The sequence below is a fragment of the Janthinobacterium rivuli genome, assembly GCF_029690045.1.
GTDB classification, from domain to species: domain Bacteria; phylum Pseudomonadota; class Gammaproteobacteria; order Burkholderiales; family Burkholderiaceae_D; genus Janthinobacterium; species Janthinobacterium rivuli.
Window position 1 is genome coordinate 3,700,148 of the sequence record NZ_CP121464.1, and the last position, 25,842, is coordinate 3,725,989.

A 25,842-nucleotide genomic window follows, 5' to 3' on the forward strand; every position below is an offset into this window, starting at 1 on the left:
CCGCCGCGAGCCGAAACTGACCGTTTCGCTCAGCTGGCGGACGACTTCACCTTTGCATGCCTGACCTTGCGTGGCGGGGCGCGCCGCGTTGCCGCCGGTACGAACCGCCCTCTTACCTTTTTCTGTATAGAAATAACTGTATAGAAATAAGTATCATGCGCAGAATACCCAGATGTAACATTTCCGTCCAGCCATACCTGCATTTACTTGACGATCTGTGCGGAAATACCAATACATCGCAAGGCAACATTATGCGGAAGATAAGCATGCAGAAAGAATCAGCCTGGCACGCTTGAAACCATGGCGAAAAGGCAGCATCACGTATACTGCCCCCGCGGGACGCAACGGCGCCGCCAGGACAACAACCAGCGAAAGGCATGAGAGGATGAGTACACTGCAAGAACAGGCAACGGCGGAAATGATGGCGGCCGTGGAGGCGTGGTTTGCCGAGCGCCTGAAGCGCACCGATCTGGAAAGCGCCGTGAATCGGACCACCCTGCAGATGGGCATCTTTAATGATTTCTTGCTCGACTACAAACCAGGACGCACCACCGCCGACGAGATCGACCTGGGCTTCGACGACGACGTGCGTCCCCGCACGCCGGCGCGCCTCGATGAAGCCGTCGTGCGCGACAGCATCGCCCCCCAACTGGTTACCATGGTGCAAGCGAAGCTGGAGGCGCTGGCCGACACACCGATGATCGACTACCGCTTCACCTTGCGCGGCAAATTCCAGACGGCGCAGGGCAAGCTGCACCTGACCTTGCTGGAATACGTCAACGAAGGCAAGCGCCAAACCCTGCTCGAACGCATACATACTTACGTCACGCAAAAACTCGAGCACGGCAAGCGGCCGACGAAAAAACTGGAAACCTTCTTCCTGGCGCGCCACCTGCTCGATCCCCTGCTGTTTCCGCAGCCCGATATCGCCTGGACGATCGCCCTATTCGAGCGCATCGAGCAACTGAACAAGTCGCGCCCGCAAGCGCTGGCAGAGCATCGCAGCGACATCATCCAGGCCGTGACGGCCTGGGCGGAAAAGCAGTTCCTCCCGCAGTTCTATGACGTGCAGAAATCGAGCTACCGCAGCGCGGAATACAGCTTGAAAGCGGGCGCGGCGCCAGACGCGCAGGCGCTGGCGCCGATCGACCTGCTGCTGTATGGCGCCGTGATGATCTTGCGCCACGAACCGAGCTACGCCAAATCGACGGGCCTGAAATTCCTGGAAATCGCGCGCGAACTGGGTAGCGAACGGGCCGTGCGCATGCTCAAGGAAGGCAGCGGCACTTTCGCGCCCGACGCCATCCACCTGAAAAATGCCCAGTTGGAATGCCGCGCCAACGATGTGTTTGCCACGATCAACATCAGCATCGTCCAGGAAGAGGAAGACGCGTATGCGCAGGCGCTGGCGTTCGTCACGCATTTGCTGAACAACGGCTTTCCGAAAAGCTACCAGATCAAGCTAAAATCGAAGGTCAAGGCATATCTGCCCTTGAAAGGACTGGCGAAATCCGACACGCACCGCTTCTTTGCCAACGCCCTCGCCTGGCCCGCCCTGCAGCCGCAGCTGGAAGCGTATGCGCGCGCCGCCATCGAGCAATTTGAATTCTATGCCGACACGGAAGGCGAAAAGAACTGCATGCCAGGCAGTTACGCCACGTTTGGGCTGGGCCTGCTCGACGCTCGCTATTTCCCGCTGGTGCGGCACTACATGGCCAACGTCGACGAGGAACACCAGTGTGTGCAAGACCAGTTCACGGCGGCCTTTACTGAAAAGCATGGCGTCACGCCAGACTCCGTCCCCGTGCTGGCGGCCTGCCTGCGCGCGTGCACGGATAACGCCAAAGTGAAAATCCAGGCGGAACTGGAAGATGTCGAGAAACTGGAACTATTCTTCCAGCAACTGCAAGGGCTGGAAGGCTATCAGGTGGAACACATGCTGTATCCAGTCTGGGGCAAGCTGGAAAAAGTGGCGACGCTGGCGCGCAAGGCGCAAGGCCGGCGCAAGGAGCTGCTGCTGGCTTTGCTTGAAGCAGCCAGCAAGGGGTAGGCCTAATGTGTGCAACGTTATGACTTTCACCATTTATAATGCGGGCGCCAAAATTTCTTTAAAGCATCTTTTGGCGCCTGACATTGAATCGTGGAGAAAATACATGCAACAAACACAAACAAGCTCGCGCGCCGCCCTGCTGGCGGCAAGCATGGCCGCCGCCGTGGCGCTGGCCCAGCCCGCCATCGCCGCCGACGCCGTGGAACTGGCTCCGCTGGACGTGGCCAATCTGTACATCAAGACCATCATCAACCAGGATGAAGCCAGCGTTGCCAAACTCAACGCCTACCTGCGCCCGACCCGCCTGGCGGGCCATCAAAGCGCCGAATACGCGTCGTACAGCGGCTTGAAGGAAGCGGATGCCAAGTTCCCAACGCAAACGGGCAAACTGATCGCCGACCTGTTCCCCGCGACCATGCGCGCGGCCCTGACGCCCGCCGCCGAACAGCTGGCCGCGAACGTTATCGCCGCCAAGAATGGCACCGCCTGCCAGGCCACCAAGGCGGACCCGGTCACGGTGGAAAACGGCATGCAGACGGTCGCCGTCAGCTTCGAATGCCAGGTCGTCAAGGCGCCTGTCGCCTGGGCGCCTGCGGCCCAGCAACTGGCGAAGAGCGGCTGCAAGGTCGAGCAATGCAAGGCCGGCCTGGAAAAGATCGCCGCAACCTACACGAGCTCGCCGAAGCAGACGTGGCGCGCCGTGTTTGGCGTCAGCCGCGAAAAGAACTCGGAAGCGTGGCGCAACGATTTCGCGCGCGAAACCTTCGATGAAATCTGGGAATACTTGTAATCCTACACGGAGCTTTAAACTGCCGATGGACAAGCCCAAACTGACCCCAGTCGCCCAGCCTGCAGGCCTGGCCTTGCTGCAGCTGCTCGCCCCCGAGCATGTGGAGGTCACGCTGGGCGCGCAAGTGCTGGCGCAGGACTTGCCTGCCCTGCACGGCAAGCAATTGCTGGCGCTGCTGCGCCGGCTGCGTGCAGCCCAATCCAACCAGCAGCACTATGCGGGCGCCAGCGTCGAGCAGGCTGAACAGCTATTCGGTGCCGCCATCGCCGCCGTCAAGGCGGAACTGGCCAAGCGCCCGCATATCCCCAACAAGCAGGAAGCGAAGGCCTTGCGCCAGGCGGCGGCAAAAAAGCGCTGATCGAGGCGCAAGCCGGCCGCCAGCGAGGCCGTTTCGTGTGGGCAAGCTCGCCGGCCCCCTCCTATAATCGGAGGCTCTATTGTTTCCGCTACAGAAAGTTCCCCATGCCCACACAATTTTCCCGCCAGGTATTCGGCTGCGCCATACTTGCTTTCTCCGCTCTGGCAAGCGCGCAGGCGGCCAGCCTTCCACCCATCGGCCCCGTCGACGCGCGCGCCGTGTGGCAGGAACGCTCGCTGTCGGCTTGCCGCAGCGAACAATCGACGACCGCGCCCGACGTCTGCCTGTTGCGCACCATGCAGCGCAGCGGCGCGCATCCGCAAGCCATCGCCGCCGCCCGGATGCTGGTGAAGGCAAACAAGGCCGGCTTCATCTCCGCCTGGCGCCCGCTGGGCAAGGCGGCCCTGGCCACCGTTACCTATCCGTTCCGCGCCAACACGAATGAAGGCACCTTGCTGATCGGCAGCGATGGCGCCGCCATCGACGTCGACGAAGGCTCAGTGGGCGAGGAAGACCGCGCCACGCCGGCCTGGCGCGCGTTTGCCGCCGCCCATCCGGACGCTGTCCCGTTTGCGCCCGCCGATTTCGTCGGCAGCACGGCGACCAGCGATGGCGGCCAGAGCGTGCTGTTTTCCACGCCCCTGATCACCTGCCACGCCTGCGCCGAGGATGGCGCGCTGCTGGTCGCCTACACGATCGACAAGGCAGGTATCGTGCGCGAGCGGAAACTCTTGACGATCAAGTAATGCTGCATCAAAGATAAGATAGAATTGCCCGATGGCATGTCCATACACGTGCATGCCATCGATCCGACTCACTTATCACGGGAAACCATGCGCCACTCTTGCCTTGCACTGCACCTCGCCGCCGCCCTGCTGCTGTCCAGCCCCTTCCACTTCGCCAATGCCGCGCCCGCCGCCACCGCTTCCTCCAGCGCGGCCACGCCGCTCGTCATCGGCGAAAGTTTCAGCATCGATTCGCAGGCACTGCAGGAAAAGCGCCACATCAATGTGTACATGGCGCGCGCCTGGGATACGCCGCCCGATGCGCCGCTGCCCGTGCTGTACATGCCGGACGGCGGCGTCGCGGAAGATTTTTTGCACGTGGCCGGCTTGCTGCAAGTGTCGGTAGCGAATGGCACGATGCGCCCTTTCATGCTGGTCGGCATGCAAAACACGCAGCGCCGGCGCGATTTGACGGGGCCGACGGAGAATGCGGAAGACCGCAAGATCGCCCCCGTCGTGGGTGGCGCGTCCGCCTACCGGGCCTTCATCCGCGACGAACTGATGCCGGAAGTCAAGCGCCGCTACCGCACGACGGGCGAGACGGCCATCGTCGGCGAATCGCTGGCGGGCCTGTTCGTGGTGGAAACCTATCTGCTGGAACCGCAGCTGTTCGACCATTACCTGGCGTTCGATCCCAGCCTGTGGTGGAACCACGGCGCCCTACCGCGTCAGGCGGCCGGGCTGATAGCCAAGGGCAAACCAGGCAAGCACAGCCTGTACCTGGCCTCCAGCAGCGAAGCGGGCATCGCCATCGAAGTGCAGCGCCTGTCCGACGTGCTGGAGAAACAGGCACCGCGCGGCCTGCAATGGCATGTGGAAAAAATGCCGGAAGAAACCCACGGCACGATCTATCACCCGGCAGCCTTGAAGGCGTTCCGCAGCGTTTTCAAGCCGCAGGCACCGGCCAGGCAGTAAGACATGGACAAACTGTAATCTGGCGAGGGACGTAGCCGCAGGATCGGGCGGGTAAAATCGGCGGCCCTGCTTTTCCCGCCCGAGTCCGATACCCATGAGCTTCTTGCAATTATTTATACTTTCCATCGTCCAGGGCTTCGCCGAGCTGCTGCCCGTGTCCAGTTCCGCCCACGTCATCATGGCGGAAAAATGGATGGGCCTCGATCCCACCTCGCCGGAGCTGACCATGCTGCTGGTGATGCTGCATACGGGCACCATGTTCGCCGTCATCGTGTATTTCTGGAAATCCTGGCGCGCCACGTATTTCAGTTCGGCCAGCGCCTTCCGCAGCAATGTCCTGCTGCTCGCGGCCGCCACGGCCCTGACGGGCATCGTCGGCTTCGGATTGCTGAAGGGCATTACGCACGTCATGAGCAAGGATGCGCCCGGTTTTGAAATCGAGCACCTGTTCGGCAACGCGAAGCTGATGGCCGCCGCGCTGGCTGCCGCCGGCGTGCTGATCATTGTGTCGTCGCGCCTGCAAGCGCGCCAGCATGGCACCTTGTCCATCGGCAAGGCGATGGTGATCGGCGCCGTGCAAGGCCTGTGCCTGCCTTTCCGGGGCTTTTCCCGCTCGGGCGCCACCATTTCCGCCGGCATCGCCATGGGCGTGCCGCAGCGCCGCGCCGAGGAATTCAGCTTTGCCCTGGCCGTCGTACTGACGCCGGCCGTGCTGGTCAAGGAAGGCTGGCGCTTTTACCAGGCCGTGGCAAATGGCAGCCTGGACCATCTGGAACACGGCAACAGCCTGCTGCACCTGCTCGGCCCCAGCCTGCTGGGCATGCTGCTGTCCTTCCTGGCCGGCTTGCTGGCCCTGCGCTGGCTGTCACGCTGGCTCGAGCAAGGGCGCTGGCATTTCTTTGGCGCGTATTGCCTGCTGGCCTCCTTGGTAGTGCTGTACCTGGGGTAAAATCGCCGGGTTTGCAGTTTATACACACATCCCAGCCAGGTTTACAGAAAGCCAACGATGAATTTCGCCGCCACCGCCGCCCTCTCGCTTGCCATGTCCACCGACGCCTTCGCGGCCGCCGTGGGCAAGGGCGCCGCCCTGCACAAGCCGCAATGGCGCGAGGCGCTGCGCACGGGCCTGATCTTTGGCGTCATCGAAGCCATCACGCCCATCATCGGCTGGGCCCTGGGCAGCGTGGCCGCACCTTACGTGGAAGCGTGGGACCACTGGATCGCCTTCAGCCTGCTGGGCATCATCGGCTTGCTGATGATACGCAACGCCCTTTCCGATGCCGACGAGGAAGAGGCGCCGGCCCAGTCGCACTCGTTCTGGGTGCTGGCCGTGACGGGCCTGGCCACCAGCATCGACGCCATGGTGGTGGGCGCTGGCCTGGCCCTGCTGGGCGCAAATATTGTCGTGACTGCCGCCGCCATCGGTTTTTCCACCTTCGTCATGGTGACCCTGGGCGTGATGCTGGGCCGCGTGCTGGGCACGGTGGCGGGCCGGCGCGCCGAACTGGTGGGTGGCCTGGTGCTGATCGTCATCGGCTGCGTGATCCTGTACGAGCATATCGGCCATCCGGCCTGATGGTGGGCCGGGCAACGGGCGCGCACGCCACAGGCACCAGCGTGGCTGGCGACGCGCTTTGTGCTACATTCAAGGCTCTGCATTCCTGTCTCGCAAGGTGACCATCATGGAAACTCTTGAGCTGCTTTTTGCCTCGCTGGTGCGCGAAACGGCTGAATCGATACGCGATCACCACGTCCCATTTGCCATCAAACACGACGAGCGCGCCTATTTCGAGTGGATGGATGGGCATCCGATCAATGGCTATATCCAGGAAGCGTATCGGGAGATCGAGGAAACCGCCCAGCAGATCCGCGCCATTCGCGCGGGGTGATGACGCTTGCCGCAAGCTACTGCGCGGGGCGCTTTGCGGCCTGCGATGCTCACCGTACTTATGTACGGTTGCGCTTCTCGGCCACAAATCGCCACCGCTCGCTACGCTTGCAGCAAGCGTCGATACGCTAGTTGAACCGTTGCTTGAATTGGCGGTCTTGAGCCAAATCAAACACTCAGCTGTTCGATACGCATAAAAAGGTCCGGGCCACGACAATCGGGTCTGGAGGCGGGAGACATGGATCAGGGACAAAAACACCAGATCAGGGGCTATGAATTTCATGTGGCGGGGGCGCTGGAGAAGGATGGGCGCTACCGGGGCATGATTTTGATCAGCAAGCGCGGCGATACGCAGCAGGTGTACGCCAAGCCCGTGCTGGTTGAAACGCCGAGCAGTTTCAAGTCCGTGCATGCGGCTTTGATCGAGGCCTCGGCGTATGCCCAGGAACTCATCTATAACGGCGCCATCAAGGCGCTGCTGCCGGCCGATGCGCCGCTCGCGGGAAAGCAGGCGCCGCAGCCGCCGGATTTCGTCGGCAACTGACGCCGGCAAGCCCATCCGGACGCCTTGGCGGCGCGTATAATGACGCGCTTTCCCGGATGAAAACACAGAACAATGGAATATGTGAACTTGCCGCTGGTCTTCCTCGTCGGCTGCGCGCTGATCGCCTTGCTGGCCAAGAAGAATGGCTATTCGTGGTACCTGTTTTTCTTTGCCATCGCCGTGCCCGTGCCCCTGTTGCTGCTGGCCTTGCCACATGTGCTGGGTGTGGAGACCGCCTCACTGACCTCCGTACGGCTGGGCGCTACCCTGCTCTTCCCCCTGGCCGGCCTGCTGCTGGCCCTGCGGGGCAAGCGCTAAGGCAGTTTCAACGTGCCGACACGCCATCGGCCAGGCGCCAGCCGATGGACAGCGCCAGTTGCTGCGCCTCTTTTTCATTGCTGCAATCGTCGTAATCGCAAGTGTCCGCATACGCGCCGCAGGCCTGGTTCTGGCTCACATACGAGCCGACCCAGCGGCCATCGCGGCGCTGGCTGGCCGTGGCGCTGATGATAAAACCTTTATGGATGGTGGGATTTTCAAAAGACATATTTCCTCCGGTGCAAGAAGCGTCAGGAAGCTGACTGGTCCCTACTGTGCGCCACGCGCCGCTGGCAGTCTGTACGTTTGATCACACACAGGAAGCGCGCACGCGCCTGCCCGCGCGGCGCCCGGCGATCGGGTATGATTTCGCCATGTGTGGACGATTCGATCAAAATGACACGGCGCGCGTACTGGCGTCGTCCTTCGGCTGGACCGACGCCGTATTCGACAGCGAAGCCGAACCGCACCTGAACGTGTCGCCCGGCACGTACCGGCCCGTGCTGCACATCCAGGATGGCGTGCACAGGGTCGACGATGTCTTCTGGGGCTACCGCCCCGCCTGGGCAGCCGCGGCCACACCCGCTCCCGGCAAGAAAAAAATCCCCATCGCCATCAATGCCCGCCTGGAAAAACTCGCCGGCGCCTACTGGAAACCCTTGCTGCGCACTGGGCGCGGCATCGTCTGCGTTTCCGGCTGGTATGAATGGACTGGGGAAAAAGGCCGCAAGCAGCCGTGGCACATCCACCGCCGCGACCGCGCGCCCCTGTTCCTGCTGGCGCTGGCCCATTTCGGCCCCTGGAAAGTCAGCCGCGAGGAAGCGGGCTTCGTGCTGGTGACGGCCGACAGCCTGGGCGGCATGGTCGATATCCACGACCGCCGCCCCGTGGCCGTCAGCCAGGAAGACGCGCACCGCTGGCTCGATCCCGCCCTGACACCCGAGCAAGCCCTGCACCTGGCGCGCACCTGCATGCTGGACGTGGAACTGTTCGAGTGGCATGCCGTCGACAATCCGCTGGTGCCGACCGCCAAGGCCAGGACACCCTCAACGCCTGCTGTGCAAAGCACGTTTGACTGGGGGACGGACTAAGGCAATGGATTAAGGCAAGCGCGCCAGGCGGCGCCACAGCGCTTCCATCGGCCCCTGGCGGAAATGCCGCAGCCAGTAGCGGCTCAGCAGCACCTGCCCCACCATGATCAGCACGGCCAGGCCCAGCATCTCGGCCGGACGCAAGCGGGCGCCCCAGCCCAGGCCCGGCCCCTGCAGCAACCACGTGCCGATCAGCGATTGCAGCAGATAATTGCTCAGCGCCATGCGTCCCACGGGCGCCAGCCATGCGCCGAGCCAGCGCAGCATGAAGGGGCCGGCCAGCATCAGCGCGGCCACGTAGCCGGCCGCCAGCACGGGGCCGCCGGCGAACAGGCCCACTTCGAACAGGGCCGTATCGAACACGGTCTGATACGGATCGGCTACCTGCCACGCGACGGCGCCGGCCGCCAGCAGGTTGAACGGCAAGCCCAGGCCCAGTCCCACGGCGCGCACCCGGCGCCACAGCCGCTGGTGGCGCTGCGGCTGCGTCAGCCAGCCACAACGCACGGACAAGATGCCCAGCAGGAACAGCACGATGATATGCGGCAGCATGACGGTGGCGTACAGCAAGGAGACGAGGAAATCGTTGGCGCGCAGCCTGGCCACGGCCCATGCGCTGCCTTGCGTGTAGATGGCGTACCGCTCCGCAAAACTGTGCAGGTCGCGCGCAATGTCCGGCGCGCCGTCCTGCTGGCCCACGGGAATGAGCAAGCACATAAATAACAGAAAACCGGCGGCGACCAGCCAGGCGCGGTTGCGTATGCGGCTGAGCCTGGCGGATGCCAGCGGCAGGATCAGCATGCCGGCCACGGCATACGAGGTCAGCACGTCGCCGCTCCAGATGAGGAAACCGTGCAGCAGACCAAACACGAGCAGGCAGCGCAGCCGGCGCCGATAGGCAGCTTGCGCCTGCTCCCAGCTGCCCAGCTGGCGTTGCAGGGAACGTGTCTGCAGGGCAAAACCGGCGCCAAACAAAAACGCGAAGATGGGATAGAACTTGAATTGCGCCAGCGCCGCAATCCCGAAAATGACGAGCTGGTCGAGCACAGGCGGCTGCGCCGGCAAGGTGCCGTAGCGCAAGGAAATCGTGCCCCAGGCAAAGCCCCAGATATTCACCAGCAGGATGCCAAACACGGCAAGACCGCGCAGCACGTCGAGCTGCAGCAACCTGCCGCGCTTGGCGCGAATGGCGCTCAAAGCGTTCAGGGGCGCGCCAGGGTCGGGTAATCGGTGATCTGCAGGCTGAAGCCGGACGCATCCGATTGCAGGCGCGCGTGGCCGCCGAACGGCAAGGTGACGCGGCGGCGGATATGGCCGAATTCCAGCCCCGTCAGCACGGGCACGGGCAGGCGCTGGCGCACATAGGCCAACATGGCGTCGAAATCATAACCGTTATCCATGGGGCTCAATTTATAGGCGGAAAAATCACCGAGCACCACGGCTTGCTGGCGCTCTATCACGCCCGCGTGCAGCAATTGCAGCAGCATGCGCTCGACCCGGTACGGGTGTTCGTTGACGTCTTCCAGGAACAAAATGCCGCCGTCGATTTCCGGGAAATACGGCGTGCCCAGCAAGTGAACCAGCATGGCCAGGTTACCGCCCCATAATTTACCGCTGACTTCGACCTGCGGATTGCCCGCCGCCGTACCCGTGACCGTGTGCGTGGGTCCGGCCAGGCACGACCACAGTTGATCGAGCGTAAATTGCTCGGGCTCGTCGCGCGTAAAATCGTCGCAGAGCATGGGGCCGGCAAAGCTGGCGCGGCCCGTTTTCGCCATCAAGCCCATGTGGAAGGCCGTGAAATCGCTGTAGCCGACAAACAGCTTGCCACTGTCCGCCATGCCGTCGAAATCGATGTCGGGCAGGAGGCGGCTGATGCCGTAGCTGCCGCGCAAGGCGATCACCACCTGCACGTCCGGGTCGGCAGCGGCCGCGTTCAGCTGTGCCAGGCGGCCCGCATCCGTGCCGCCGAAGCGCTGGAATATGTGCTCGTGGTCGTAGTAATTGTGGACGGTGGCGCCTTGCGCCTGCAAGCGGGCGATGCCGCGTTCCAAAGCCGCCGCGTCGGGCGCATAACCGCCCGGTGCCACGATGGCGATGCCAATCTCAGGTGTCTTCAAAATGCCCGTGCCTTCAAAAGTTGTGGGCGCGCCGAGTTACTTTTAAGCTGGCTGGGAGCGCATCTGGGGCGCCATCTTACCTTGCAGATGCACATCGATCAAGGCGAGCAGGCGCTCGATCAGCTGGGGCGGCATGTCGTGTCCCATGCCTTCGATCACTTCCAGCCGGGCGCCCGGAATCAGCGCCGCCGTATCGATGCCGCAGGCAACGGGGATCAGGGGATCGGCCGCGCCATGGATCACCAGCGCCGGGCAACTGATGCTCGGCAACAAGGCCGTGCGTTCGCCCGAGGCGGCGATGGCCACCATCTGCCGCGCCACGCCTTCCGGGCAACTGCCGCGCTGCAACGCCGCTTCGATGCGCTGGTACAGCATTTTTTCCGACACGGGATAGGCGGGACTGCCGATGACGCGCACGGTGGCCGCCATGTGCGCCATCAGTTCGGCGCGGCTGGCGTTGCGTTTCGGACGTTGCAATAGCGCATTGCGCGCCGCCCGCGTGGGGCCGGGCAAGCCGCGCCGGCCGCTGCTCGACATGATGGACGTCAGGCTGAGCACCTGCTGCGGCGCGCGCGCCGCCATCACTTGCGCGATCATGCCGCCCATCGACACGCCGATCACGTGCGCCTGCGCAATGCGCAAGGCCGCCAGCAAGCCCAGCGCGTCGTCCGCCATGTCATTGAGGGTGTAGGAAGTTTTGAGGGGCCAGCCGAGCAGGTTTTTCACGTAGGCCAGCGGCAGATACGGTTTGCCCGCCAGCGCCATCTTGCTCGACAGACCGCTGTCGCGGTTGTCGAAACGCAGCACCCGAAAGCCTTGCTCGACGATGCCTTCGACGAAGTCCGCCGGCCAGGCGATCAGTTGCATGCCCAGGCCCATGACCAGTAGCACGCACGGATCGTTGGGGTCGCCGTGGCTCTCATAAGCTATGTTGAGGCCGTTCGCCATGATGGTTGCCATGATTGCCTCTCTTCCAGGAACCAGCACGCAGACACGATCGCTGCGGCCTTGCAACCAGCATACCACTATTGTGCTTCAGACATGAGACCGGCACGCGGCACTCAGCTGAAGTGTTGCCGCGCCGGTACGGCGCGCGGCAACTGTGCTGAACAACGGTGCTGCTTACTTTGCCTTAGGCAAGGAATCGGCCAGATCCACCCAGCTTTGCGGCTGCGGCTTGCCGCGCTCGCGCACGCCGAAGAAGGAGACCACTTGCGTGCCGTCATTGTCGAAGAATTCGACGGAAGTGACGCCGCCGCGCTTGACGACCCAGCCGCTGCGCAGGGCCGTGTCGCGGATGTGCAGGTTGAAGTCCGGGTCCAGCACGTTGAAGAAGCCGCCGGCGGCCATGGTTTTCTCGATCTTGCCGCTGTAGATCTGCGTCAAGCCCTCATTGCCCAGGAACACCATGATGGCGACCTTGTCCTTCGCCGCGTTTTCCAGCAGGGTGCGCAGCGCCTGCGGCGTCACGCGCTCGACCACGCCGGCCGGCGCCAGGCGCAAGGCCTGTTCGCGCGTCAGGTGGAATTCACGCATGATTTGCGCGAACTGGTGCACATCCGTCATGTCTTTCCAGGCCAGCTGGAATTCCTTGACGTCGATCTCGGCATCCGGCTTTTCTGCCGCCTTGGGCGCCACGGCCAGCACGTTCAATTCCGCGCTTTGCTGCGGCAGGCGGAAGGTCGCCACCAATTTATCGTAGACGGCCACGCCCGGCTCGTTGCGCAGGTAGATCTTGTGCACGGCCGTGCCGTTGGCATCAAAAAATTGCAGGCTGCGCGTCGGCTTGCCGTCGCGGCCCGCTTGCTCCACAGCAAATGCATATTTCCAGTTTTCAAAGTGGAAACGCAGGTCGATCTGGCCGCCCAGGTAGCCACCGGCGATATTGCGCTGGCGCGCTTGCGTTTCCGGGTCCTTGGCGTCGGCCTGCTCGGACTTGTCGCCCGCCTGCTTGAACTTGCTGGCCACGCCCGTCGTTTCGATGACGCCGTTTTCATTGCGCGTGATCGCTTGCACGACGCCCAGATCCAGCGCGGCGCGCATGATTTCGCGCGGCTGGTTGCCGTCGGCCTGCAGGCGCGTGACGCCCTTGCCGATGTTGGTTGCCAGCAATTGCGCTTCGGACACACCCAGCGCACGCGCCGCGTCGCGGATCTGCGACTTCGGCTGCTCGGTACGCAAGGTGGACCAGCGTTCCGCCAAGGTGGCTGGGGCCGCGTATGCGTTTGCAATCAGCAGGCTGCCTAGCAGGGATAGAACGAGTTTGGATAACTTCATAGAGAGACCATTCAATCAAACATGGAAAAAAAGAGGGGCAAGCACCCCTCCCCGGTAAAAAATCTAGAAATTGACGCTGAGGCTGGCGGCGACGTTGCGGCCCGGCTTGGCATAGCGCTCGATCTCGGCGCGATTGGCGGCCGTGGTGCCGGCGGACAGGCTGCGCGCGGCGGCGTAATCCCAGTACTTGCGGTCCGTCAAGTTGTACACGCCGACGACGATCTTGGCGTTCTTGTGCACGTTCCAGTAGGTCGACAAGTCAAAGACCGTGTACGACGGCACGGTGAAGCGGGGCGCGGTCGTGCCCATCAGCAAGTCATTCGGTGCCTGTTTGTCGCCCGCATGCACGGCCGTCAGGGCCAGGCCGAACAGTTCGCCCACATGGTCGTAGCCAAAGGTCAGGGCCGACTTGGCCGGCGCCACCGAGGCCAGGCCGCCGCTGTCGCCCGTCAGGGTATTGAAGGAGCGGCCCTTGGCCACACCGGTCGCCAGGTCGACGTGGTAGCCCTGCATGGCCGGCGCCCAGGCGCCCAGTTCCGCGCGCAGGGTCAGCTCGGCGCCCCAGGTACGGGCATTGCCGATGTTTTCCGGACGGAACAGGCCCTGGGTGATGGTGGGATAGTTGACCGGGTCATCTTCCTGCATCACATACTCGATCATGTTTTTGTATTCCGTCTGGTAGACGGAGGCGTGCATGCTCAAGCCCTTGACGACGTCACCCTTCAAGCCCAGTTCATAGGCCTGGCTCGTTTCCTTGCGCAGATTCGCATTGCCCAGCACGGCATAACCCCTGCCCGTGCCCGTATAGCTGATGGAATCATAGGTGCCCGTGCGTTCGGCCGCCGTCGGCAGGCGCGTGCCGCGCGTCACGGTGGCGTAGGCATTCATTTGTGGCAAGACTTCCACGGACAGGCTCAGGCTGGGCGTGAAATACGTGTCGCTCTGCTTGCGCACCTCTTTGGACGCGCCCGGCACGCCGATGGCATAGCCTTGCAGGTTTTTCGGCGCGTCCTTGCGGTAATCGGCACGCAAGCCAGGCGTCAGCACGGCTTTCGTGCCAGCAAGATCAAAGCTGAGGTCATCGCGCACATACAGGGCCAGCTTGCTCGTATCCATGTCGGCCATGCGGTTCTTGTTGGTGATCTGATGCTGGCCGGTGGCGATGATGCGACGGTCTTCACGCCACGGACGCCGGGTTTTCAGCTGTTCCAGCTGCACGCCGTACAACAGCGCGTTGTCGGCGTTGAGCTGCTTGAACGCTTCGGACGTGGCGCCGATGCTGTCATTCTTGAAGCTCGTTTCAATGGAACGCTGCGCCGGGCTGCCAAAGGTGTAGCGGCCTTGCGTCTTGTCATCGGTGTTCGCATTCTGCAGATACACTTTCGACGTCAGGCGATCGAACAGGGCGAAATCCTTCAGTACCACGTCGTGGCCCAGGCTCACGCGCGTGCGCTTGGTGGTGGAATCCTGCTGCACGCCTGTCGGATAATACGTGCTGACTTTGCTGCGCAGATCGCGCTTGTTCTTGCGCTCGAACATGTCGACCGTCAAGTCCAGCTTCTGCTCGCCAGGCAGGGTCCACACCAGCTTGGACAGCAAGGCATTCGAATGCCAGTCATCTGGGTTGGGCGGCGTGGTGCCGCGGCTGTCCGTCTGTTCGCCATCGCGGTGCACGTACACGGCCAGGCCTTGCAGGCTGGCGCCGAGCCTGGCCGCGCCCGTCAGGGTATGCGCATTGCTGCGGTCGGCCGTGGCGCGGCCGTATTTATAGGCGACATAATGATCCCGCCCCTCGCCCAGGTAATCTTCGGGCGACTTGGTGATGAAGGCCACGCCGCCGCCCAAGCCGGGATTGGCGCCGCTGGCGGCCGTCGTGCCCGAATCGATGCGCACTTCGCGGAAGGTTTCCGGGTCAAAATAATCACGGCCCGTGGCGAAGGCGTTCAGGGTGTTGCCGTCAGGCTTGGGTGCCGCATCCGGCAGGGAAATGCCGTCGAGCTCCAGGCTGACCCGGTTGCCTTCCAGGCCGCGGATGTTGTAACCGGTATTGCCAGAACCATCCCACACGCTGCCGCTGCCCGAGGCCGCCGCTGGCGCGGTAATCAAAGGCAGGTAGCGCACGATGCCGCCCATGTCCGTGACATTGCGGCGCTCCAGGTCATCCGCCGTGACGACCGTCCTGGTGCCGGCGCGGCGCTCATAGTCCTGCTTGGCATTGACGACGATTTCCGGGAAGACAGGCAGCTTGGCCGGCTCCTGCGCGGCCGTGCCCGCGTTGATGGCGGCCGTTTGCGCCATGGCAGGCAGCAGCGGCGCGGCGAACAGGCCCAGCAAGGCGGCGCGCAGCACCAGGTTGTGGCGGCGGGCAGGCAGTTGGGCGGCAGGAACAACGGGGGCAGCGAGGCGCTGCGTAGGCACAGTAGTCATGATGATCCGGTCTAAGAGTAAAGGCTGGCTCTTGAACCCGATCGATAACGAAAGTGTTAGCGATGCATAAGGAAAGTTTGCTGGCGAAAACAATACTGTAACACGAATCATTCTCATTTGAGAATGGCAAAGTGGTCTATACAGATGTTATTTCGCAACAGTTATAAAAAATGCCAGCCGGGAGGGCTGGCACGGCTGGCATGGCTGGCAAGACCTGGCTAACAGGCCGGCGGATTGGCCAGCTTGCGCGCTTCCGCCTGCGCGCGGCGGCGCTCGGCAAAAAAACGCTTGAGGAAAGCGCCGCACTCGTCGGCCAGCACACCGCCCTGTATCGCCGTCTGATGGTTCAGCGCCGGCTGCTCGAACAGGTTCAGCACGGAACCGCAGGCGCCCGTCTTCGGGTCGCCCGCGCCATACACCACGCGCGCCAGGCGCGCATGCAGCATGGCGCCCGAGCACATCACGCACGGCTCCAGGGTCACGTACAGCTCGCAGCCCGGCAAGCGGTAGTTGCCCAGCTTTTCAGCGGCCGCGCGCAAGGCCATCACTTCCGCGTGCGCCGTGGGGTCGTGGCGGCCGATGGGCTGGTTGTAGCCGACGGCGATGACTTCGCCATCCTTGACGACGACGGCGCCGACGGGCACTTCACCCAGGTCCCATGCGTGCTGGGCCTGCTCCAGGGCCAGCTGCATATAGCGCGCGTCCTGCGCGCCAGCGTGCGTTTCAGTCATCGGTCACTTCTGCCCAGCAATTCGGCGTTTCATGCAGCACCAGCTTATGCAGGTGCAAGCCCGTGCCGAAGTGGTCGGTAAATGCCGCTTTCAGGATCTCGAAGGCGATGCGCGCCAGGTTTTCCACGGTCGGGATGCGGTCGATGACGACGGTCTTATGGTCGGGCAGGCTGGCCAGGAAGTCGCGCACGGCCGTGTCTTTTTCGTAGACGAGGAAGGCGTGGTCCCAGACGTCGACCAGGTGCTGCTTGGCCAGGGTTTTCACGTCGGAAAAGTCCATGATCATGCCATTGTCGGAATTGCCTTCCGCTTCGATGACCTTGCCGACCAGGGTGATTTCCACCGTGTAGCGGTGGCCGTGCAGGTTGCGGCACTGGCTTTTGTGGTCGGGAATGCGGTGGCCCGCGTCGAATTCGAGCTTGCGTGTGATAGTCAGCATATTGTTTTGTTAAGGTATTTGCAGGAGTTTATGGGTTTGCAGGCTCAGCTTCCACTTCGGGTTGCTTTTGCATGTCTCGATCGCCAGCTTCATGTTGTGCGCGGCCAGGGGGCCGTCCATCGCCTGCACGAAGAAGTTCTCGAAGTCCAGTTGTTCGTAGGCGGCCAGGTCTTGCTGGAACTGGGGAATGACCACCTTGATTTCGTTACCCTTGTGCACGACCAGTGTCGAACCCATCTTCGGGCTGACGCAGATCCAGTCCACGCCGGCCGGCACGGGCAAGGTGCCATTGGTTTCGATGGCGATGGTAAAGCCCACCGCGTGCATGGCGGCGATCAGGGCCGTGTCGAGTTGCAGCAGCGGTTCGCCGCCCGTAAACACCACGTATTTGCTGGGCGCGTAGCTGGCCGGCCACAGGCTGTCGATCAGCGCGGCCAGTTCCTGCGGCGTCTTGAACTTGCCGCCCAGTTCGCCGTCGGTACCGACGAAATCCGTGTCGCAGAACTGGCACACGGCCGTGGCGCGGTCGCTTTCGCGGCCCGTCCACAGGTTGCAGCCGGAAAAGCGGCAAAACACGGCAGGACGGCCCGCGTGCGCGCCTTCGCCCTGCAGGGTGTAAAAAATCTCTTTGATGCTATAAGTCACTGTATTTCCTAAGAGCTGGCTGGCGTTATCGCGCAGGGCGAACGCATCGGGGCCGGCGCGCCGCGCCGTCACCGCAAAAGCCGATTGACAACCCTCTATTATATGCCGCCACGACACTTCCCGTGCAAATGCCGTGCCCGCCACCTGCCGCTGCGGCATCCAAGGGCAAAGAAAGCCACATTGGCGGGCATAACTGCGCGGCTTTTGCGTTTAGACAATATAAATAGCCCCAAGTTAATATATTTTCTGTAATAACATTGCCTGACGGAAAACATTTTTGGGGAGCATGGACATGCTGCAACGCTGGATACGTCCGCCGTACCGCCTGAGCCTTCTGGCCTGCCTGGCGGCCATCGCAGTCGCTTCCCTGCACGCCGGCCATGCCGCCGGACCGCGCCCGCAGGATGGCAGGCCCGGCCCCTTGATGCTGGCCTGCGTCATCCTGCTCGCTGCGCTGGCGCTGATGCTGTGGCGGCAGCGCCGCCTGGCGTTGCGCCTGCAGGCGCTGGAACAGTTGCGCGCGGACGCCGAACAGGCGCGCCTGGCCGCTGAGCAAAACAAGGCGCGCGCACAGGAACGCCTGCGCATCGGGCGCGACATCCACGACGACCTGGGCCAGCATCTGCTGACCCTGAAAATCGACCTGGCCATGCTGCAGACCAGCACGCATGACGCGGCCCCCTTGCTGGCGCGGCAACTGGCCGTGATGGCGCGCAATATCGACCTCAGCATCGCGGCGCTGCGCTGCGTCATCCACGACCTGCGCCCGCCCGCCCTCGACGCAGGCCTGCAGGCGGCGTGCGACGGCTTGCTGGCGGACTTCAAGCGCACCACAGGTATCGATTGCAGCTGCGATTATCAGCTCGACGCGGCCGCCGGCAGCGCGCACGGGCCCCTGCTGTACCACGCGCTGCAGGAAGCGCTGGCGAACATCGCCCGCCATGCGCGCGCCACGCATGTCCAGCTGAGCCTGCAGCAAACGGGAGAAACCCTGGCATGCCGCATCAGCGACGACGGCGTCGGGCTGTCGGGTTCGCCACCGCGCCTCGGTTGCGGCCTGTCCGGCATGCATGAGCGCGTGGCCGCCGCCGGCGGCAGCCTGCACATCGAAAGCCTCAGCGGCGCCGGCACCACCTTGCGCGTGTCGCTGCCCCTGCCAGGCTGCCACGATGAGGCGATGGCGCATCGCTGAAAATATTGCTCAATATCAACATCCCCCGTCTCGCTGCGCTGCATCATGGCCAGCGAGCCAGCCCCATTCACCCCAAGAAGGATGTTTACATGCCGGATAGCCATGCACAGGCCAGCGCTGCGCCCTGCGATGCAGCCCAGGGTTTCGCCGTCAAGATGATGGAATTGCTGGTCGTGCCCACCTTTGTCCTCGACGTGCATGGCCAGGTGATGATCTGGAACCGCGCCTGCGAGCAGCTGACGGGCGTGCCGGCGGCCGAAGTGCTGCGCACGCGCGAGCCGGGCCGCTGCTTCTACAACGACGAACGCCCCACCCTGGCCGACCTGCTGCTGGCCGGGCGCGGCGGCGACATGCGCGCACTACATGTACAGCAGCAATACCGCAGCAGCACGGGCAGCAATCTGTGCGCGGAAAACTGGTGCGACATGCCGCGCACGGGACGGCGGCGCTACCTGGCCGTCGATGCCAGCCCCATCTATGGCAATCACGGCGAACTGATCGCGGTCGTCGAAACCCTGCGCGACATGACGGATGAAAAACGCGCGCACGTGGAGCTGGAGCGCCTGGCCACGCGCGACGGCCTGACGGGCCTGGCCAACCGGCGCTGCTTCGACGACACCATCCTGGCCGAGTGGCAGCGCGCCCAGCGGCAAGGCCAGCCCCTGTCGCTGCTGATGGTCGACGTCGATAATTTCAAGGAATATAACGACAACCACGGCCACCAGGGTGGCGACCTGTGCCTGCGCAAGGTGGCCGGCGCCGTGGCCAGCGAAATGCGCACGAACGACCTGGTGGCCCGCTACGGCGGCGAGGAATTTGCCGTCATCCTGCCGAACCAGTCGCTCAAGGGCGCGGCCATCGTGGCCGAACGCATCCGCCAGCGCGTGGAGCGGCTGCAACTGCCGCGCAAGCACGCCGATGGTGCCAGTGCCAGTGCCTGCGTTACCGTCAGCATCGGCGCCGCCACGGCCTTGCCCGGCCCCGGCACGGAACTGGGACAATTGATACACACGGCCGACTGCGCCCTGTACCGCGCCAAGCACCTGGGCCGCAACCGCATCAGCCTGCCGGAAACGACGCTGACGTAAGCAGTAAATACGCGTCCAAGTAACACGACCAAATTTGGTGTATATTTGGTCGTGTCGCAGTTTATCTCATTCGGAGCCGCCATGAATCTCAAGGAACGCATCAAGCCGATCTCCTATCTCAAGGCCAATACGACGGAAATCGTCAACGGCTTTGACGCTGGCCAGGATGAGCCCATCATCATCACGCAAAATGGCGAGGCGAAGATGGTCGTGCTGTCCATGCACGCCTACCAGGAAGGCAAGCGGCAAGCGCGGCAAATGCAGGAACAGCATGCGTTCATGAAATTGATCGCCATGGGCAACCAGGAAATCGCGCGCGGCGACGTGGTGTCCGAAGAAGACTTCCTGTCCAGCCTAGACCAGGCTTGAGATGGCGCGCATCGTCGTGCTGAACAGCGCGCAAGCCGATTTCAATGAGCTGTGCAGCGACTTCAAGGCGCGCCACACGGCCGCCGCCCAGGTGCAGTTCAGCGTCGCTTTCCGGCAATTATTCGCTGATCTGAAAGCCTTTCCCGACAGTGGCACGTCCGTCGAGGCCGCCCGCGAAGTCGGCATGGATGTGCGGCAACGCCTGTGCGGGGAGATCCGCGTGATCTACCACCACGACCACGCGCACGGCATCGTGTATATCCGCATGTTCCTGCCGGTCCGGCGCGATTTTCTCAGCCATCTCACGACACGCATCCTGCGGCCCGACTTTTAGCCCCTATGCAGGGCGGCGTGAATATTCTATGCTGCGGCGTTGCACTTTCCACATTCCAAGAAAAGAAGGAGCCCCCGTGTCAAGAATCATGCCCGTTTTATTACCCGCTTTCGCCCTGGCCCTGTCGGCCATGGCCGCGTCAAACCTGGGCGCCGCGCCCGTCAAGCCGGCCGCCGCCAACACCGCTGCCGCCAGCAAGGCCGATCTGCTGCCATTCAAGGCCACGGAAAAGACCCTGGCCAATGGATTAAAAATCATCATCGTGCCGACCGGTTTTCCCAACCTGGTCTCGCTGCAAATTCCCGTGCAGACGGGTTCGCGCAATGAAGTCGAGCCGGGCAAGTCCGGCTTTGCCCACTTCTTCGAGCACATGATGTTCCGCGGCACCAAGGCCTATCCGCCCGAGAAATACCAGGAAGTCATCACCCGCGCCGGTGCGCGCCAGAACGCGTACACGAGCGACGACCTGACGAATTACCACACGACGTTTGCCAAGCAAGACCTGGAAACCGTGCTGAAGGTGGAGGCGGACCGCTTCCAGCACCTCGACTACGCGGAAGACGCGTTCAAGACGGAATCGCGGGCCGTGCTGGGCGAGTACAACAAGAACAGCGCCAATCCCGTCTCGAAACTGTTCGAAGTGATGCGCGACAGCGCCTACACGACGCATACCTACAAGCACACGACGATGGGTTTCATTCAGGACATCGAAGACATGCCGAACCAGTACGCGTACTCGAAGATTTTCTTCGACCGCTGGTACCGTCCCGAGCGCACCACCATCATCATCGCCGGCGACGTGGAGCCGCAGCAAGCCATCGCGCTGGTGGAAAAATACTGGAGCGCCTGGCAGCGCGGCAAGCAACAGGCGGCCGTGCCCGTGGAACCCGCGCCACGCGGCCCCGTCTACAAGCACGTGGCCTGGCCCACGCCGACCCTGCCGTGGGTGGCCGTGGGCTTCCACGCGCCCGCGTTTTCCGTGAAGGACAAGGACCAGGCCGCGCTGGCAACGTTGCTGTCGCTGTCGTTCGGCCGCACCTCGCCGCTGTATAAACGCCTGGTGCAGAACGAGCAAAAGGTCGACCAATTGTTCGACATGACGCCGGACCGGGTCGACCCGACCCTGGCCGTGCTGGGCGCGCGCGTGAAAAACATCGACGACGCCGTCTATGTGCGCGACGCCATCCTGAAAACCGTGGCCCAGTTGCGCGATACGCCAGTGAGCGAAAAAGACCTGGCGGACGCCAAGTCGGCCGAAAAATACGGCTTGATACGCTCGCTCGACAACACGGAGCAAATCGCCGGCACCCTGGCGTCCTTCGTGCATTTCGACCGCTCGTACGCCACCATCAACCAGTACTACCGCCTGATCGATACGCTCACGCCAGCCGACCTGCAGGCGGCCGCGCGCAAATACCTGACGGATGAGGGCCTGGTGGTGACGACCCTGTCGCACCAGCCGATGGCGGCCGCCATCGCCACCACGCCAAAACTGGCCAGCCTGCTGCCGGCCGTCTCGAGCGCGAAGTTCGACGTGCTCGTGCAAAAATCCGCGCTGCCGCAGATCCGCTACAAGCTGCTGTTTACGGCCGGTTCCGCGCAAGATCCGCAAGGCAAGGAAGGCCTGGCCGCGCTGACGGCCGCCATGGTGGCGTCCGGTGGCTCGTCCGAGCGCAAGATCGACGAGGTCAACCAGGCCCTGTTCCCGCTTGCGGGCAGTTTCAGCCAGCAGACGGACAAGGAAATGACGACGTTTACGGGCTCCATCCACCGGGATAACTGGACGCAGTTCAACGCCATCGCCCTGCCGCTGCTGCTCTCGCCCGGTTTCCGCGAAGACGACTTCCGCCGCCTGAAGGATGCGCAAAAGAATGCATTGCTGCTGGACCTGAAGGACAATAACGAAGAAGAATTCGCCAAGGAACGCCTGCAAACCAATGTGTATGCGGGCACGCCGTACGGCCACCCCGTGCTGGGCACGCTTGCCGGCATCGACGCCATCACCCTGGACGACGTGAAACAGTTCTGGAAGAGCGCGTATGCGCAAGGCGCCGTCAAGGTGGGCATTTCCGGCGACGTCTCCGACGCCATGACGGCCTCGCTGACGCAGGCGCTGGGCAGCTTGCCGGCCGGCCCCGGCTTGCCGGCCACGGTGAAACCCGCGGGCCGCAAGGAAAATGGCCTGGAAGTGGAAATCATCGAGAAAAACACGCGCGCCACGGCGATTTCCTTCGGCCTGCCTCTGGAGGTGACGCGCACGCACCCGGACTTCCCCGCCCTGTGGCTGGCGAAGACGTGGCTGGGCGAGCACCGCGCCTCGAATTCCTATCTGTACCAGCGCATCCGTGAGCTCCGCGGCATGAACTATGGCGATTACGCGTACATCGAGGCCTTCCCGCGCGGCATGTATCAGTTCTTCCCGAACCCGAACCTGGGCCGCAAGGCGCAGCTGTTCGAAATCTGGATCCGCCCCGTGGCGCCGGACAACGCCCACTTCGCGCTGCGCGTGGCCCTGACGGAACTGGGCAAGCTCATCGACAACGGCTTGACGCAGGATGACTTCGCCACCACGCGCGACTATCTGATGAAGAACGTCTTCGTCATGACGTCGACGCAGGACCAGCAACTCGGTTATGCGCTCGATTCGCAATGGTATGGCACGCCGGAATTTACCAAGCTGATGCGTGACGGCTTGTCGAAGCTGACGGTACAAGACGTCAACCGCGCCATCAAGCAACATCTGTCGGCGAAAAACCTGTCCGTGGTGATCGTTGCCAAGGATGGGGCCGGCTTGAAGGAAAAGCTCGTCAGTGACGCGTTTTCTCCCATCAAGTACGACGGCAACAAGCCGCAGGCCCTGCTTGATGAAGACAAGGTCATCGGCGCGATGAAGCTGAACATCCAGCCGTCCGCCGTCACCGTGACGCCGGCGGCGCAGGCCTTCGCCAAGTAAGTTTGTGCCAGATCAACCTCGTCCGACGCAGCTTGCCGGATGGGGTTGATCTATTCTTCGGCACGGCCAAACCCGCCTTCAGTCCGCCAATCCCGGCCTTGGTCGGAAAGTAGCATCTTGGCAATCTGGTTATCCGCATACTGTTTTTCGACTCTTCCAGAGCGAAAACCACGACAAGGATATCCATGCACCTGTTCCCTCCCCACCTTTACGCCACCTGCGTCCTCGCCGTTGCCGCCCTGCCGGGCGCCCTGTACGCCCAGGCTCCCTCCCTCGCCGGACAGTGGCAATTCCAGACGGCGACGGGCACGACCACGACAAATGGCGTCGACGTCGACCTGATCGACACGGGCATACTCGACATTAGCGAAGAGCCAGGCGGCTTGCGCGCGACGATCGCGTGGCTCGACGAACGGGGCCAGCTTACGCCGCCGCGCACGGTGCATGGCACGGCCGGCCCCGACGGCACCATCTTCCGGCACGGCGGCAAGCGCGTCAGCACTGGGCGCAACGGCAAGGAGGTCAGCACCGAGGTGACGATACGCTGGACCTTGCAAGCCAAGGGCGACGTGCTGAGCGGCGAACGCCTGGTCGAAACCGATGAGAACGAACCCAAGCCCGTGAGCGGCACGCGGCTGCAGCAGCGCTATGTACCGCCGGCGCTGCCGCCCGCAGCAGCAACATCAGGCGGCACCGCGCGCGGCCCGTCCACACCGGCCGAGCGCGCGCGCGTGCTGCGGATGGCAACAGAGGCGCAGCGCGATCCCCTGGCCGTGCAACAGCGCGACGGCGCCTGGCTAACAGAATGGATCGAGGCAATTCCCGACTTCACGCTACCGGCCAGCGCGCTGGAAAGCTGGCTCTCCATCGCCAGCCAGGCGACTATCCGCGAGGCGCTGGTGTTTCAATACCTGGCCAGCGTGATGGCTTTCCAGATCGAACACCGGGAGCAGGCCGGGCAACAAGGCGCCAGCGACCTGGCGGGACTGCAGGGCGTGCTGGGCGCCTACGAAACACTGCTGCGCCAGGATAAGCGGCGCCGTTCCGCCAAGCTGGATGCGGCGCTGGCGGCGCGCCAGCAAGACAGGCTGCCCGCCTTCCTGGCCGCGCTGTCCGGCAGGGATGCCGTCATCCAGCCTGCATCGTCGCCGTCGGGCGACGCCACGGCGCGCCGGATTGTGGCGCTGGGCACCAGCGAGCCGCGCGCGATGGAGTGGCTCGACATCCTCAGCAACCGCTTTGGCGGCCGCATGGCCGGCAGCGATGCCTACACGCATGCGGCGCAATGGGCGCGCATGCAACTGCGGCAATGGGGCGTGCAAGCCGAGCTGGAAGAAGCGGGCCAGATGCCCGTCGGCTTCAACCGCGGCCCCTGGTCGGGCACGATGCTGGCGCCTCAGGCGCAGCCCCTGCGCCTGGCGACACCCGCCTACACGGCCGGCACGCGTGGCGTGCAGCAGGGACTGGCCATCGTGGGTCCGTCTACCGTGGAAGAAGCGCGCCAGCGCGCCGCGCAATTCAAGGGAAAATGGGTGCTGACGGGCGGCGAAAACGGTGGCGGCGGGCGCGATGGCAGCACCATCCACCAGCCCAGGGCCATCACGCAGGTGCTGATGGCCGCTGGCGCCCTCGGCACCATCCAGTCCGGCGAGGAACCGCTGTATGCCGCCAGCGCCGCGCCCGCCACCTGGGCGGCCCTGCCGACCTTGCCCGACATCAAGCTGGCCGCGCCACAATACACGGACATGCGCCAGCGACTGGCGCGCGGCGAAGCCGTCACCCTGGAATTTGACATCCGCAACTGGTTCTATCCTGGCCCTGTGACGTATCACAACGTCGTGGCCCGCATTCCCGGCACGGACAAGCCCGAGGAAATCGTGCTGATCGGCGCCCACCTCGACAGCTACGATGGCGGCACGGGCGCGGCCGACAATAGCGGCGGCGTGTCCACCATGCTCGAAGCGATGCGCCTGCTGGCGTTATCCGAAGCGAAGCCGCGCCGCACCATCATGTTTGTCGCCTTCGGCGCGGAGGAAATCGGCCGCAAGGGATCGTTCGCGTTCGCCGAGCGGCATGCGGGTGAATTGAAAAATATCGTCATGATGCTCAACCGCGACGGCCGGCCTGGCGCCATCGACGGCATCGCGATTCCCACGGCCTGGCAACCCGTGTTTGGCCGGGTCGAACGGGCGCTGCAAGACGTCCACCCCGTGTTCGGCTTCGCCGCCAGCATCAATGACGTGCCGCGCGATGCCAGCAAGGCAATGAACGCGCGGGCCGGCAGCGACGACGCCGTCTTCAGCCTGCATGGCGTGCCGACGCCGAAATTTACCGTGCTCGGCGATTTCGACTATGCGCGCGTGCATCACACGCTGCTCGACACGTATGACAAGGTGCGGCCTTTCAGCGCGGCGCAGCAATACTCGGCCATCGCCATCGCCCTGAGCGCGTATGCAGTGGCGAACGCGCCGGAAGAGATCAGCAGGAAAGGCTATTATCGCGCCGCCAAAGCGGCACAGTAGACTTTC

The 25,842-nt window shown here is 63.5% G+C and carries 26 protein-coding genes; 17 read left to right on the forward strand and 9 right to left on the reverse strand.

Annotation, left to right across the window (positions count from 1 at the left end; translation table 11 throughout):
• Positions 1 to 385: 385 nt before the first annotated feature.
• The 10 genes from P9875_RS16765 (at position 386) to P9875_RS16810 (ending at position 7,648) form a co-directional block, all read left to right on the forward strand.
• Positions 386 to 2,050 carry a DUF6138 family protein gene (locus tag P9875_RS16765; RefSeq protein WP_278315995.1) on the forward strand — a complete coding sequence of 555 codons (1,665 nt, stop codon included), beginning with the start codon at positions 386 to 388 and terminating at the stop codon, positions 2,048 to 2,050.
• 103 nt (positions 2,051 to 2,153) lie between these two features.
• On the forward strand, positions 2,154 to 2,840 hold the full coding sequence (locus tag P9875_RS16770) for a hypothetical protein (protein WP_035819156.1): 687 nt from the start codon (positions 2,154 to 2,156) through the stop codon (positions 2,838 to 2,840).
• Between the two features lie 25 nt (positions 2,841 to 2,865).
• Positions 2,866 to 3,198 (forward strand): hypothetical protein, encoded by a 333-nt coding sequence (locus P9875_RS16775; protein ID WP_035819158.1) that lies wholly within the window; start codon positions 2,866 to 2,868, stop codon positions 3,196 to 3,198.
• Between the two features lie 104 nt (positions 3,199 to 3,302).
• Positions 3,303 to 3,944 (forward strand): hypothetical protein, encoded by a 642-nt coding sequence (locus tag P9875_RS16780; protein ID WP_278315996.1) that lies wholly within the window; start codon positions 3,303 to 3,305, stop codon positions 3,942 to 3,944.
• Positions 3,945 to 4,031: 87 nt separating this feature from the next.
• Complete coding sequence (locus tag P9875_RS16785) at positions 4,032 to 4,898, forward strand: alpha/beta hydrolase (protein ID WP_278315997.1); 867 nt, start codon at positions 4,032 to 4,034, stop codon at positions 4,896 to 4,898.
• Positions 4,899 to 4,992: 94 nt separating this feature from the next.
• Positions 4,993 to 5,847 (forward strand): undecaprenyl-diphosphate phosphatase, encoded by an 855-nt coding sequence (locus P9875_RS16790; RefSeq protein WP_176389797.1) that lies wholly within the window; start codon positions 4,993 to 4,995, stop codon positions 5,845 to 5,847.
• A 57-nt stretch (positions 5,848 to 5,904) separates the two neighbouring features.
• Positions 5,905 to 6,474, forward strand: a complete 570-nt coding sequence (gene mntP / locus P9875_RS16795) for a manganese efflux pump MntP (protein ID WP_070218395.1) — start codon at positions 5,905 to 5,907, stop codon at positions 6,472 to 6,474.
• Between the two features lie 106 nt (positions 6,475 to 6,580).
• Positions 6,581 to 6,787, forward strand: coding sequence for a hypothetical protein (locus P9875_RS16800; protein WP_070259409.1), 207 nt, complete (start codon positions 6,581 to 6,583; stop codon positions 6,785 to 6,787).
• A 237-nt stretch (positions 6,788 to 7,024) separates the two neighbouring features.
• Positions 7,025 to 7,330: a hypothetical protein gene (locus tag P9875_RS16805; protein WP_176389798.1), complete on the forward strand. Its 306-nt coding sequence runs from the start codon at positions 7,025 to 7,027 to the stop codon at positions 7,328 to 7,330.
• 72 nt (positions 7,331 to 7,402) lie between these two features.
• Positions 7,403 to 7,648 (forward strand): hypothetical protein, encoded by a 246-nt coding sequence (locus tag P9875_RS16810; RefSeq protein ID WP_035819175.1) that lies wholly within the window; start codon positions 7,403 to 7,405, stop codon positions 7,646 to 7,648.
• A gap of 7 nt (positions 7,649 to 7,655) precedes the next feature.
• On the opposite strand, the gene P9875_RS16815 is transcribed toward P9875_RS16810, so the two are convergent.
• Positions 7,656 to 7,877 carry a hypothetical protein gene (locus P9875_RS16815; protein ID WP_035819178.1) on the reverse strand — a complete coding sequence of 74 codons (222 nt, stop codon included), beginning with the start codon at positions 7,875 to 7,877 and terminating at the stop codon, positions 7,656 to 7,658.
• A gap of 145 nt (positions 7,878 to 8,022) precedes the next feature.
• Here P9875_RS16815 and P9875_RS16820 point away from each other — a divergent pair, with 145 nt between their 5' ends.
• On the forward strand, positions 8,023 to 8,739 hold the full coding sequence (locus P9875_RS16820; protein WP_278315998.1) for an SOS response-associated peptidase: 717 nt from the start codon (positions 8,023 to 8,025) through the stop codon (positions 8,737 to 8,739).
• A 9-nt stretch (positions 8,740 to 8,748) separates the two neighbouring features.
• On the opposite strand, the gene P9875_RS16825 is transcribed toward P9875_RS16820, so the two are convergent.
• From P9875_RS16825 to queE, 8 genes are all read right to left on the reverse strand, one after another.
• Positions 8,749 to 9,936 (reverse strand): DUF418 domain-containing protein, encoded by a 1,188-nt coding sequence (locus tag P9875_RS16825; protein ID WP_278315999.1) that lies wholly within the window; start codon positions 9,934 to 9,936, stop codon positions 8,749 to 8,751.
• A gap of 5 nt (positions 9,937 to 9,941) precedes the next feature.
• Positions 9,942 to 10,859: a muramoyltetrapeptide carboxypeptidase gene (gene ldcA, locus P9875_RS16830; RefSeq protein WP_278316000.1), complete on the reverse strand. Its 918-nt coding sequence runs from the start codon at positions 10,857 to 10,859 to the stop codon at positions 9,942 to 9,944.
• A gap of 42 nt (positions 10,860 to 10,901) precedes the next feature.
• Positions 10,902 to 11,819 (reverse strand): alpha/beta fold hydrolase, encoded by a 918-nt coding sequence (locus tag P9875_RS16835; protein WP_278316001.1) that lies wholly within the window; start codon positions 11,817 to 11,819, stop codon positions 10,902 to 10,904.
• A 162-nt stretch (positions 11,820 to 11,981) separates the two neighbouring features.
• Positions 11,982 to 13,136, reverse strand: a complete 1,155-nt coding sequence (locus tag P9875_RS16840) for a hemin-degrading factor (RefSeq protein ID WP_278316002.1) — start codon at positions 13,134 to 13,136, stop codon at positions 11,982 to 11,984.
• 63 nt (positions 13,137 to 13,199) lie between these two features.
• Positions 13,200 to 15,563 (reverse strand): TonB-dependent hemoglobin/transferrin/lactoferrin family receptor, encoded by a 2,364-nt coding sequence (locus tag P9875_RS16845; protein WP_278316003.1) that lies wholly within the window; start codon positions 15,561 to 15,563, stop codon positions 13,200 to 13,202.
• A gap of 218 nt (positions 15,564 to 15,781) precedes the next feature.
• A complete protein-coding gene (gene tadA, locus P9875_RS16850) occupies positions 15,782 to 16,294 on the reverse strand; it encodes a tRNA adenosine(34) deaminase TadA (RefSeq protein ID WP_035819189.1) in 513 nt (170 codons plus the stop codon).
• A complete protein-coding gene (gene queD, locus P9875_RS16855) occupies positions 16,287 to 16,733 on the reverse strand; it encodes a 6-carboxytetrahydropterin synthase QueD (protein ID WP_035819191.1) in 447 nt (148 codons plus the stop codon). The genes tadA and queD overlap by 8 nt, the downstream gene beginning before the upstream one ends.
• Positions 16,734 to 16,742: 9 nt before the next feature.
• Positions 16,743 to 17,378: a 7-carboxy-7-deazaguanine synthase gene (queE, locus tag P9875_RS16860; protein ID WP_035819193.1), complete on the reverse strand. Its 636-nt coding sequence runs from the start codon at positions 17,376 to 17,378 to the stop codon at positions 16,743 to 16,745.
• Between the two features lie 286 nt (positions 17,379 to 17,664).
• Here queE and P9875_RS16865 point away from each other — a divergent pair, with 286 nt between their 5' ends.
• The 6 genes from P9875_RS16865 (at position 17,665) to P9875_RS16890 (ending at position 25,836) form a co-directional block, all read left to right on the forward strand.
• Positions 17,665 to 18,570, forward strand: coding sequence for a sensor histidine kinase (locus tag P9875_RS16865; RefSeq protein ID WP_278316004.1), 906 nt, complete (start codon positions 17,665 to 17,667; stop codon positions 18,568 to 18,570).
• Between the two features lie 89 nt (positions 18,571 to 18,659).
• Entirely contained in the window at positions 18,660 to 19,658 is a 999-nt protein-coding gene (locus P9875_RS16870; RefSeq protein WP_278316005.1) for a sensor domain-containing diguanylate cyclase, read from the forward strand.
• An 81-nt stretch (positions 19,659 to 19,739) separates the two neighbouring features.
• Entirely contained in the window at positions 19,740 to 20,027 is a 288-nt protein-coding gene (locus P9875_RS16875) for a type II toxin-antitoxin system Phd/YefM family antitoxin (protein ID WP_035819195.1), read from the forward strand.
• A gap of 1 nt (position 20,028) precedes the next feature.
• On the forward strand, positions 20,029 to 20,361 hold the full coding sequence (locus P9875_RS16880; protein ID WP_278316006.1) for a type II toxin-antitoxin system RelE/ParE family toxin: 333 nt from the start codon (positions 20,029 to 20,031) through the stop codon (positions 20,359 to 20,361).
• A gap of 76 nt (positions 20,362 to 20,437) precedes the next feature.
• Entirely contained in the window at positions 20,438 to 23,314 is a 2,877-nt protein-coding gene (locus P9875_RS16885) for a M16 family metallopeptidase (protein ID WP_278316007.1), read from the forward strand.
• 185 nt (positions 23,315 to 23,499) lie between these two features.
• The gene (locus P9875_RS16890) at positions 23,500 to 25,836 is read left to right on the forward strand and encodes a M28 family metallopeptidase (protein ID WP_278316008.1); all 2,337 of its coding nucleotides are present in this window, start codon (positions 23,500 to 23,502) and stop codon (positions 25,834 to 25,836) included.
• Positions 25,837 to 25,842 lie beyond the last annotated feature (6 nt).